This is a genomic window from Rossellomorea vietnamensis NBRC 101237 (assembly GCF_001591825.1).
Taxonomy (GTDB): Bacteria; Bacillota; Bacilli; order Bacillales; family Bacillaceae_B; genus Rossellomorea; species Rossellomorea vietnamensis.
This window is the reverse complement of record NZ_BCVQ01000081.1, coordinates 1-11,012: the sequence shown is the minus strand read 5'-3', so window position 1 is coordinate 11,012 and position 11,012 is coordinate 1. Positions and strand designations below refer to the sequence as shown.

Annotated in this window: 9 protein-coding genes; 8 read left to right on the top strand and 1 reads right to left on the bottom strand. The window is 43.4% G+C overall.

Annotated elements, in window-relative coordinates; translation table 11 throughout:
• Nucleotides 1–98 precede the first annotated feature (98 nt).
• The 6 genes from BVI01S_RS21335 (at nt 99) to BVI01S_RS21310 (ending at nt 8,287) form a co-directional block, all read left to right on the top strand.
• On the top strand, nt 99–974 hold the full coding sequence (locus BVI01S_RS21335; protein ID WP_061811501.1) for an ABC transporter permease subunit: 876 nt from the start codon (nt 99–101) through the stop codon (nt 972–974).
• 1 nt (nt 975) lies between these two features.
• Nucleotides 976–1,986: an ABC transporter permease gene (locus tag BVI01S_RS21330; RefSeq protein WP_061811500.1), complete on the top strand. Its 1,011-nt coding sequence runs from the start codon at nt 976–978 to the stop codon at nt 1,984–1,986.
• 418 nt (nt 1,987–2,404) lie between these two features.
• Nucleotides 2,405–4,384, top strand: coding sequence for a lipoteichoic acid synthase (ltaS, locus tag BVI01S_RS21325; protein WP_034763895.1), 1,980 nt, complete (start codon nt 2,405–2,407; stop codon nt 4,382–4,384).
• A 287-nt stretch (nt 4,385–4,671) separates the two neighbouring features.
• A complete protein-coding gene (locus tag BVI01S_RS21320; protein WP_174523048.1) occupies nt 4,672–5,493 on the top strand; it encodes a DeoR/GlpR family DNA-binding transcription regulator in 822 nt (273 codons plus the stop codon).
• Nucleotides 5,490–6,401 carry a 1-phosphofructokinase gene (gene pfkB / locus BVI01S_RS21315; protein ID WP_034763900.1) on the top strand — a complete coding sequence of 304 codons (912 nt, stop codon included), beginning with the start codon at nt 5,490–5,492 and terminating at the stop codon, nt 6,399–6,401. The genes BVI01S_RS21320 and pfkB overlap by 4 nt, the downstream gene beginning before the upstream one ends.
• 14 nt (nt 6,402–6,415) lie before the next feature.
• Nucleotides 6,416–8,287: a PTS fructose transporter subunit IIABC gene (locus BVI01S_RS21310; protein ID WP_061811498.1), complete on the top strand. Its 1,872-nt coding sequence runs from the start codon at nt 6,416–6,418 to the stop codon at nt 8,285–8,287.
• A gap of 50 nt (nt 8,288–8,337) precedes the next feature.
• On the opposite strand, the gene BVI01S_RS21305 is transcribed toward BVI01S_RS21310, so the two are convergent.
• The gene (locus BVI01S_RS21305) at nt 8,338–9,030 is read right to left on the bottom strand and encodes an MgtC/SapB family protein (RefSeq protein ID WP_034763904.1); all 693 of its coding nucleotides are present in this window, start codon (nt 9,028–9,030) and stop codon (nt 8,338–8,340) included.
• Between the two features lie 104 nt (nt 9,031–9,134).
• Here BVI01S_RS21305 and BVI01S_RS21300 point away from each other — a divergent pair, with 104 nt between their 5' ends.
• Both BVI01S_RS21300 and BVI01S_RS21295 read left to right on the top strand, forming a co-directional pair.
• Nucleotides 9,135–10,052 (top strand): DMT family transporter, encoded by a 918-nt coding sequence (locus BVI01S_RS21300; protein ID WP_034763906.1) that lies wholly within the window; start codon nt 9,135–9,137, stop codon nt 10,050–10,052.
• Nucleotides 10,042–10,542, top strand: coding sequence for a GNAT family N-acetyltransferase (locus BVI01S_RS21295; protein ID WP_061811497.1), 501 nt, complete (start codon nt 10,042–10,044; stop codon nt 10,540–10,542). Before BVI01S_RS21300 ends, BVI01S_RS21295 begins: the two co-directional genes overlap by 11 nt.
• The last annotated feature ends 470 nt before the right edge of the window (nt 10,543–11,012 follow it).

Below are 11,012 nucleotides of genomic sequence, written 5' to 3'. Positions count from 1 at the left end.
TTTATTTTTGCCTGCTTGAAAATAAAAGGAAAAAAATGTATAAAACCTTCCGATCTATGATACTATTAAAAGTAACATTGTAAACGGAGGACAGAGAGTTGAAATTTATTGGTGGTATAGTAGTGAAATTCCTATTATCGATCATAGGAATCATTTTTATAGGCGGCCTGCCCGTACTGCTTTCGGGTATTGGCGAGCGGGAATTGAGACTGCAGGCGTATTGGCAATCGGTAAAAGAAATCGTATATGCCCTGTTTCATGCCGGGGATTTAACATATAAGGTCATCGGATTGGAGCAGGAACGCAGCCTGTTTCCTTATTTATGGGAGCCGATCATCTATTCACTCATCATTTTATTTTCCGCATTTCTTCTCGCAAGTTTCTTAAGCATTCTCCTCACGATCTTCACCATGCTGTTTTCACAGAAAAAACGAAATCGAATCAAATTCTTCCTATATTTATGCGAATCAATACCGGATGTGCTGGTCATCTTGCTTTCTCAGCTTCTTGTCCTCTTTCTTTATAAGCAGACTGGCATTTTATTTTTTGAAATTGCTTCCGTGGCGACAGAAAAGGCATATCTTCTTCCCATCCTTGTGTTGGCGGTATTGCCTACGGTCCAGCTGTTTCGGATTTCAATCCTTTCATTTGAAAGGGAAGAAGGAAAAGACTATGTGACCCTTGCTCAATCAATCGGTTTGGGGAAACTGGTGATCTTAACCTTCCATATATTAAGGAATGCCATCATCTCCGTTTTTTTTCAATCGAAGAAAATGGTGTGGTTCATGCTTTCCAATTTGTTCGTCCTGGAGCTTTTGTTCAATATCGCCGGGATTACCCGTTTCCTGAAGTCGACGTTACAGCCGAAGATGTTTACAATCGCCATTCTTTCGATTTTCATTCCTCTGTTTGTCTTTTATACGGTGGGAGAAATGATTCTCTCTAAAAAAGCCAACAAGGGGGAGGAATTTTAATATGAAAAAAAGCGTATGGAAAAATCCGTTCTTTCTTATTGGATTCACCTTTATTTTTGTGATGATTGCTTCAAGCTTCTTGTATTCGTTTATATGGGGGAACGAAGTCAGAAGGTTGTATTTTATCTCTGTAGAAGGAGTGGTCGTGGAATCTTCGCCTATTTCACCGAAGTGGTTATTTCCATTCGGGACCGATGCCCAGGGCCTTGACATGCTCGGTAAAATCATCATCGGGGCAAAATACACCATCTTATCGGCCTTTGTGATTGCTTTCTTACGGGTATTTTTATCGGTTCCACTCGGTTTGATACTGGGAACCTTCCTGATGAAGTACAAGAAGTACATCAATGGCTGGATCGATTCCTTCCACTACATCCCTTTGACAATTCTTGCGTATTTTTTGCTGGAGCCGGTCCTTTGGGAACCGTTCGAAGGATTTTCCACTTCCATCGTGGAGCGGTTCGTCATCGAAATTCTCATATTAACATTCCTTATCGTACCGATTTTGTCTGCGCTTCTGGGAAATGAAGTGTCTTTAGTGTACAAGCAGGAATTCATTTTGAGTGCGAAAACACTGGGGGCAGGAAAGTGGAGGATCATCTTTAAGCATATCTTACCTTCCATGAAAGAAAAGCTCATAATTTTACTGGGGCAGCAATTCATGCAAACGCTCGTCATCTTCATACATCTTGGGCTTCTCACCTTATTCCTGGGTGGGACGGACGTGGACTATCAGATGGTACATGACCCGCCAAGATCGATTACGTATGAATGGTCCGGTCTGATAGGCGATTCCTTCCGCTATCTACAAGGGTCACCGTGGATCCCGTTGACGCCGATCCTGTTTTTTTCCGCGACGATGCTATCGGTTTCGTTCATGATCGAAGGATATGTCCAGGCAACGAGCGGACAATCCTACTATAAAAAGAAATTCAAAGCGGCCTACCGCCAGGTGAAGGAAAACAAAGTGAAAGAGCTCGATAAGTCCGATTTTCAAAAGGTAAATATGTAAGGGTGGAGCATAATAAAGGAGAAGACACCAAACTTGCTGGGAATAATTTCATTAGATATTTATGTTTTACGTAAAGATTTATGGGGAATTAGTTTACACTGAGCAAACAAAACACGGATATTTTTAACAATGGTAGTATATTCAACCACCAGAGTGGGAATATATGGCTCGTTCACTTCTTGTTCAAAATTCCTCAGCCCTTGGCGGATATGGATTCCGCACTACAATTAGCAGTGTTTGTCGAATCTCCATGAAATATTTTTGATACATTTACCGCAAATTGTTATACACATGAAATCAATTTTTGTTATAATACTCGTTGTTGATTCGATTGGATTTACATTCGCTTAACAATTCCTTAATCAAATGATGCTCATAAGTGCTACAAATTAAATACATTAAAAAAAGGTGATGAAGTATGAACTTCTTTAAAAGACAGTTTGAAGATATGCGCACTGGGAAGTTATCGTTCTTCTTTACAGTCGTCGTATTATTTTGGATCAAGACCTACGCGGTATATTTAGCCGAATTTAATCTCGGAATACAAAATGCGCTTCAGCATTTTCTTTTATTTCTTAACCCATTAAGTTCAGCGCTCCTATTCTTTGCTCTCGCATTATTCTGGAAAGGCAAGGGACGGTATATTGCATTCATCGTCATTAACTTCCTGATGTCCTTTGTCCTGTATGCGAACGTCGTGTACTATCGTTTCTTTAATGACTTCATTACAGTCCCGGTATTATTTCAGGCGAAAACGAATAACGGACTTGGCGGAAGTGCACTGGAACTATTGAGTCCTATCGATATCCTGTACTTCTCTGACCTGTTCATCATCATCGGACTGATGATCATGAAGAAAGTGAAGCCACAGGAAAAATTACGCTTCCGTTCAGTATTCGCGGTCATGACATCGGCAGTCCTTGTATTCTTACTGAACCTTGGGCTTGCAGAGATCGACCGTCCGGAACTATTGACACGAAGCTTTGACCGTAACTATCTTGTGAAGTATCTTGGTACTCACAACTTCACGATTTATGATGTCATCCAGAACTCTAAGACATCTGCCAAGCGTGCCCTGGCAGACAGCAATGAAGTATCAGAAGTAGAGAACTATGTAAAAGCAAATAAAGTGGATCCGAACCCTGAATATTTCGGTAAAGCAAAAGGGAAAAACGTCATTTATGTATCGATGGAATCCCTGCAAAACTTTGTGATCGGGAAAGAAATCGATGGTCAAGAGGTAACACCATTCCTTAACTCCCTAGTGGAAAAAGAAAATGCGATCTATTTCGATAACTTCTTCCACCAGACGGGTCAAGGGAAGACATCCGATGCCGAGTTCATCATGGAAAATGGATTATTCGGTTTACCTCAGGGTGCCGTCTACATGACGAACGCCAACAACACGTTACAATCAGCACCTGGAATCTTAAAAGGTGAAGGATATACTTCAGCTGCGTTCCACGGAAACTATAAAACGTTCTGGAACCGTTCTGAAATGTATCGTACGATGGGATATGATGAGTTCTACGATGCAACGTATTATGATATGAGTAAACCTGAAGAGCAGCTCCCTTACGGATTAAAGGATAAGCCGTTCTTCAAAGAGTCCATGCCGATGCTTAAAGAATTACCACAGCCGTTCTATACGAAATTCATTTCACTATCGAACCACTTCCCGTTCGATCGTCATGAAAATGATACAGACTTCGAACCGGGCCAATTTGGCGATGGTGTAGTGAACCGTTATTTCCAAACGGCCAACTATATGGATTCTGCATTGGAACAATTCTTTAATGATCTGAAAGAAAGTGGATTATATGATGATACCGTCATCGTCCTTTACGGTGATCACTATGGTATTTCAGAAAACCACAATAGAGCCATGGAACAAGTCACAGGCGAAGAAATCACAGATTTCAAAAATGCACAGCTTCAACGCGTTCCTTTATTCATCATTGCTCCAGGAGTAAAAGGTGAAGTCAACCACACATACGGTGGTCAAATAGACGTCCGTGAAACACTATTCAACCTTCTTGGTGTGGATAACAAGGACTACATCAGTTTCGGTCAGGACTTACTGTCCAAAGATCGTAAACAAATTGTACCTTTCCGTAATGGAGACGTCATCACACCTGAATACTCTGATATCAAAGGAGTATGTTATAATAACGAAACGGGTCAACCTGTAGAAGAAGGAAGCAACGCATGTGAAGAAGCTTCTAAAGAAGCTACGAAACGTCTTGAGCTTTCAGATAAAGTAGTTTATGAAGACTTACTTCGTTTCTACAAGCCAGAAGGCTATAAGCAAATCGATCGTTCAGATTATCAATATATAAACCCGAATCCGAAAAGCGCAGAAAATCCTGAAGCTTCTCAGGAAGAGTCTCACGAGTAATTCGGGAATAGTGAGCCAGTCCTTTCACCATGATGGTGGGGGGGCTGGCTTTTTTTGTTGTGGGTAGGGGTTGTAAGTTCAGCTGCTGAAAAGGGGAAGGATTTCAACAGGAGAAAATACGATGATTTTGCCTGTCAAATATATAACTGATTTTGACAGGTAAATATATAACCGATAATAACAGGTGAAAATATAAGCTGATTCAACAGGCAAACCCACCCCCGGCTAGCCAATCCATGCTCATTTATGAATGAAATATGATTGATTGTGATTGTTTTTGATTAAAAATGATTGATTTTTGTAACCGTTCTCATTATAATGAAGGTAACAAACGATCGGAGAAAGTAGGAGAGACCATGTTAACCGAGGAACGACATCGAGTCATTTTAGACTTATTGAAGGAGAAGGATGCGATTAAGATCCAGGATATCGTGGATGTAACGAATGCCTCAGAGTCAACGATTCGCAGGGACTTAACACAGCTTGAACAGGAAAAATTCCTGAAACGTGTCCATGGCGGAGCGTCGAAGCTGCAAGGGAAATTGAAGGAATTGAGCGTTTCTGAAAAATCATCCAAAAGCCTTCATGAAAAACAAATAATCGGCCAATACGCAGCTTCTCTGGTGGAAGATGGGGATTGCATCTATCTGGATGCCGGTACGACGACCTTGAGTCTGATTGATCATCTTCCTGAAAAAGACATTGTCGTCGTCACAAATGGATTGACCCATGTGGAAGCCCTGCTTCAGAAAGGGATTAAGACGTATATGATTGGTGGGTACGTAAAGCCTGTTACGAGAGCGATGGTCGGCAGTGGGGCACTGGATTCCATTCGTCAATACCGGTTTGATAAAGCGTTTATGGGGGCAAACGGCGTGCATGCACAATATGGATTCACGACGCCTGATCCCGAAGAGGCCCAGGTGAAGCGCATGGCCATCGAGTTATCAAGAGAAGCGATGTTTCTTGCCGACGATTCGAAATTTGGAGAGATTGCATTCAGTAAAATAGTCGATCTCGACAAGGCGATGATCATTACGAACAATTTGGATGAAGAACATGATACGGCGATGAAGAATCAAACTACGATAAAGGTTGTGACATCATGATTTACACATTAACACTGAACCCTTCTGTGGATTACATTATGGAACTGGACTCATTCCAGAAAGGCGGTCTTAACCGGAGCAGTGCAGAAAGTGCCTTTCCAGGGGGAAAGGGGATCAATGTCTCCCGCGTTTTACACCTATTGAACGTGGATAGTGTGGCTCTTGGTTTTGCAGGAGGATATACGGGAGAGTACATTAAACAATTTTTGAATCAAGAGGATATCAGGACAGAGTTTGTTGGGGTAGAGGAAGCCTCTCGCATAAACGTCAAGGTGAAGGCGGATGATGAGACCGAAATTAACGGGAGCGGTCCTTCCATCAGTGAAGAGCATACCCGGGAGCTGCTCGATCAAATATCTTCCTTGACGGCAGATGACATGGTTGTGCTTGCAGGAAGCATACCTGGTTCGGTTCCGAAAACATTTTATCAGGAGATTGCCGCCCAATGTCAAAAACAAGGGACGAAAGTGATCATTGATGCTGAGAAAAAATTGATCGAACCGGTCCTGCCCTTAAAGCCTTTCCTCATTAAGCCGAATCATCATGAGCTCGGGGAAATGTTTGATGTAGAGATCGACTCTATCGAAAAGGCAGTACATTACGGAAAGAAACTCAAGGATACTGGTGTTGAAAACGTCATGGTGTCCATGGCTGAAAAAGGTGCACTTCTCCTGACTGAAGATGAAGTCTTTTATTCTTCTGTACCTAAGGGGGAGTTAAAAAGCTCGGTCGGAGCAGGGGATTCAACGGTCGCAGGGTTCCTTGCCGGCCTGTCAAGGGGATGGAGCGTGAAGGATTCGTTCCGCTTGGGTACCTCAGCCGGATCGGCAACAGCCTATTCCATTGGCCTCTGTTCTTCTGAACACGTGGAAAGATTATTCGAAGACATTCAGATTACAAACATATAGAGGGGGAATTCAAAATGAGAATAACGGAATTACTGACAAAAGACACGATTCAGCTCCATGTGTCTTCTCATTCGAAAAACGAAGTCATAGACGAGTTGGTATCCGTTTTGGATCAAAGCGGTAAATTGCAGGACCGTGATGAATTCAAGAAAGCAATCCTTAATCGGGAAGCACAGAGTACAACGGGGATCGGGGAAGGGATTGCGATTCCCCATGCGAAAACATCCGCTGTGAAAGCACCTGCGATTGCGTTTGGAAAATCAGAAGCGGGTATTGATTATGAATCTCTTGATGGCGAACCAGCTCATTTGTTCTTCATGATTGCCGCGACTGAAGGAGCGAATCAAACCCATTTAGAAGCACTCAGTCGCCTGTCGTCCATGCTGATGGATATGGACGTCCGGAAAGCACTGTTGAACGCAGGTACGGAAGAAGAAGTTTTGGAAATCATTAATGCCCATGATGGTGAGGAAGAAGAAGAGACAACGGTTGAAACGTCTTCTCCGGGTGGGAAAATCCTTGCTGTAACCGCATGTCCGACAGGGATCGCTCATACGTATATGGCAGCCGACGCTTTAAAGGCTAAGGCGAAAACGATGGATGTGAACCTGAAGGTAGAGACGAATGGTTCAGGAGGGGCGAAGAACGTCCTGACACAAGAGGACATTGAAAGTGCCGTAGCCATCATTGTCGCAGCTGACACAAAAGTGGAAATGAACCGGTTCCAAGGAAAACACGTCATCGAAGTCCCGGTGGCCGAGGCGATCAGGCGTCCTGAAGAACTATTGAATCAAGCCATGACACAGGATGCCCCAATATATAAAGGGGGAGAGCAGGAGAAAGATTCCGACAAGGGCTCTGAGAAAAAGCAAAAATCAGGGTTCTATAAGCATCTCATGAATGGTGTATCCAACATGCTTCCATTCGTGGTAGGGGGAGGGATCCTGATTGCCATCTCATTCTTATTCGGCATCCAGTCAGCGAACCCTGATTCTCCCGAGTACAATGAGTTTGCAGCGATCTTGAATACGATCGGTGGAGGCAATGCCTTTTACCTGATGGTTCCAGTCCTTGCAGGATTCATTGCCATGAGTATTGCCGACAGACCGGGATTTGCCCCTGGTATGGTGGGCGGATTAATTGCGGCAACGGGTCAAAGTGGATTCTTAGGTGGAATCATTGCCGGTTTCTTAGCCGGTTATGTCGTACTTGGAATCAAACGTTTAACGAAGAATTTCCCTTCCGCACTGGAAGGAATCAAGCCGGTACTCATTTATCCGTTACTTGGTATTTTCATTACAGGTGTGATCATGCTTCAATTCCTGGTTGAACCCCTTAGTGCAGTCAATACAGGTATACAGAACTGGCTTGACGGCCTGGGAACAGGGAACTTGATATTGCTTGGGTTGATCCTGGGTGGAATGATGGCTGTCGACATGGGGGGGCCCATCAATAAAGCGGCCTTTACATTCGGTATCGCCATGATAGAAGGCGGTAACCTGGCTCCACATGCGGCCATTATGGCAGGAGGGATGGTTCCTCCATTAGGACTTGCCTTGGCTACAACATTATTTAAGAAGAAGTTCAATGATAATGAGCGCAAAGCGGGTATTGCAGCTTACTTTATGGGCGCTTCCTTTATCACAGAAGGAGCGATTCCATTTGCAGCAGCGGATCCCTTCCGTGTCATTCCTTCGATTGTGACGGGATCTGCGATCGCAGGGGCGCTGACCATGTTCTTCGGGATCGGTTTACCAGCACCTCATGGAGGATTGTTCGTCTTCCCTGTAGTGGAAGGAAATCCGTTCTTATATCTACTGGCGGTTCTGATCGGGTCCGTCATCACAGCGCTGATGGTAGGCTTCTTGAAGAAACCTGTAAAATAGAGAAGGACAAATAAAAGAACGAGGGGATTTTCCCTCGTTCTTTCTTGCGTCTATAAGCTCTCAATCTCTACATCCTTAATTCCTTCTATCTCTGAAATGGTGTAGTAAATGTCTACCGTCTTTTTCCTGAAATCGACAATGATCTTTAATTCTAATAGATGGTGCTGATTCTTTAAGTCTTTGATCCGGATATTTTCAATGGTGATTTCTTCGGCTTTGATTTTCTCAATGATCGACTTGATCTCCTTCTTCTCGGCTATCGTAGCGCGAAGGGACAATTCTTTTTCCCTCAGACGTTTTGGGCCTAAGTAAGTAATGATGACCGGGACCACTTCTACGGATACGATTAAAAGGATGACCCCTGCAGTTGCTTCGAAATAAAAGCCTGCACCGACGGCTATCCCTATTCCTGCTGCACCCCAAATCATCGCGGCAGTGGTCAAACCTGAAATACTATCGTTCCCTTTGCGAAGGATGACACCTGCTCCGAGGAAGCCGATACCCGAAACAATCTGAGCAGCTAAACGAAGCGGGTCCATGGTGATATTCACTTTGTTCGATCCCTCAGAAAGATAGGCGGATTCCATGGACACAATCGTCAATAAACAGCTCACAATGCAAATGACAAGGGACGTCTTCAGTCCAACAGGCTTTCTCTTTAATTCCCTCTCGAGACCTATGATCAATCCCAATACGGCTGAAACACCGAGTTTTATCAAGAATGTCGTATCTAGTAGCTCCATCCATCCCCCTCCAATCCTTCCAGACTGCAAAAAAATTCATGTAGTAATTCGATTCGTCTGATTATAAAATAGAGCAATGAACAACATATATCAGGAGGTCTGTCATGTCGGATGCGAAAGTAAATCCATACCTTATCCTTGCTATCGGAGTCATCTCCGTTTCTACCTCCGCCATCTTAGTGAAGGTATCGAGTGCGCCGTCAGGCATTTTGGCATTTTACCGGTTGTTTTTCACCGTTCTTCTAATGTCCCCGGTATTTTTCTTAAAGTATGTGAAGGAATTGAAACTTATTACTCTGAGAGATTGGGTGTTTTCGATTTTAGCCGGGGTTTTCCTGGCGTTTCACTTCATCCTTTGGTTTGAATCCCTGCATTACACCTCGGTCGCGAGTTCCACGGTGCTTGTCACACTGCAACCGTTATTCGCTTTTATCGGTGCGTACCTGTTCTTTCAGGAGAAGTTAACGGCAAAGGCTTTACTATCCGCTGTCTTAGCCGTTGCCGGGAGCTTCATCATCAGCTGGGGGGACTTCCGGATAAGCGGAAGCGCTCTTTGGGGAGATATTTTGGCTTTGATTGCATGCGCCCTTATCACTGGATACCTCTTATTCGGGCAGACAATCAGAAAGCGGCTGTCTCTAATGACCTATACGTACCTCGTTTATGTCATAAGCTCTATCGTCTTATTGCTCTATGTCTTTATTCAATCGGAAAGTCTGGGACCTTACCCGAAGGAAGATTGGATTTATTTCATTCTTCTTGCCATCATCCCGACTCTACTCGGCCATACATTGTTTAATTGGTCCCTAAAGTGGTTAAGTACCTCGACGATCTCTATGGCCATCCTCTTTGAACCAATCGGTGCATCTCTGCTGGCCTATTGGCTGTTAGGGGAAAAAGTACTGATGACTCAGGTGCTGGGCGGCATGGTCATTATGACCGGTGTGACCCTTTTCTTAATAGAAGAAAGAAAACTGAAAAAGCTTACCCAAGCCAGTGAGGTGAAGACGGATGCACTATAGAAAGGCAGAGTTACAAGACGCTGGGGGCCTCGCTTACGTCCATGTGCATAGCTGGAGGACCACCTACCGGGGAATTGTCTCAGAAGATTACCTGGAGTCTTTATCCATAGTGGAAAAAGAAGAAAAGTGGATCAGGATTCTATCTGACTCTCACCATACGTATGTATGCGAATCGGAAAAAGGGGAAATCCTCGGCTTTGTTTCATTCGGAAAAGAGCGTACTGGTGAATATGAGGGAGAATTATACGCCATCTATCTCTTGAAAGATCATCAAGGGAAGGGCATTGGAAAGACATTATTTGAGATCGCCAGGGGAGAGCTCCGGAACATGGGTTTCAACTCGATGTGGATTTGGGTGTTGAAAGAGAACCCGTCTAAATACTTTTACCATAAATATAGTCCTGCACTGATAAAGGAAGAAACACTGACAATAGGAAATGAACGGCACCAGGAAGAGGGGCTACTGTTGGACCTCAATCAAAAAGACTAAGGAGCGAAGGCCCCTTAGTCTTTTTGGATACGTCGGACTTAAGAAAAAACGTATGTAAACCCGGAAAATATAAATGCCATGACCACGGAAAAAATAAAGGTCAGTCCCCTTACAGGAACAGTACTCTCACATATCTTAAGGGCCTGTACATAAGAATACGCATATAAATACACGGCCATAATGAAAGATAGATATAGTGCAACGGTTGTAAGCATGTCAGTGAAATCCCCTTTCAGAATGCGTAGTACTCATGTATATGGGGAATATACGTTTATCAGAACTTGCAGGGATTAAATATATTTTTAAGTTTTCCTTAAAAATATATTGCAATAGCATTAACTGCGTGTTATATTAATAAACGTCGCTGATACAGCAAACAACATTTACGAAAAACAAATGAAAAAAGTTGTTGACGCGAGAGTGTGAAATATGATATATTAATAAAGTCGCTTCTTGGACAAGTGATAAAC

Bases quoted from the DNA above. Each gene is read 5' to 3' on its own strand.
- BVI01S_RS21330 (WP_061811500.1), top strand. From the start codon at position 976: ATGAAAAAAAGCGTATGGAAAAATCCGTTCTTTCTTATTGGATTCACC.
- ltaS (WP_034763895.1), top strand. From the start codon at position 2,405: ATGAACTTCTTTAAAAGACAGTTTGAAGATATGCGCACTGGGAAGTTA.
- BVI01S_RS21320 (WP_174523048.1), top strand. From the start codon at position 4,672: ATGATTGATTTTTGTAACCGTTCTCATTATAATGAAGGTAACAAACGA.
- pfkB (WP_034763900.1), top strand. From the start codon at position 5,490: ATGATTTACACATTAACACTGAACCCTTCTGTGGATTACATTATGGAA.
- BVI01S_RS21310 (WP_061811498.1), top strand. From the start codon at position 6,416: ATGAGAATAACGGAATTACTGACAAAAGACACGATTCAGCTCCATGTG.
- BVI01S_RS21305 (WP_034763904.1), bottom strand. From the start codon at position 9,030: ATGGAGCTACTAGATACGACATTCTTGATAAAACTCGGTGTTTCAGCC.
- BVI01S_RS21300 (WP_034763906.1), top strand. From the start codon at position 9,135: ATGTCGGATGCGAAAGTAAATCCATACCTTATCCTTGCTATCGGAGTC.
- BVI01S_RS21295 (WP_061811497.1), top strand. From the start codon at position 10,042: ATGCACTATAGAAAGGCAGAGTTACAAGACGCTGGGGGCCTCGCTTAC.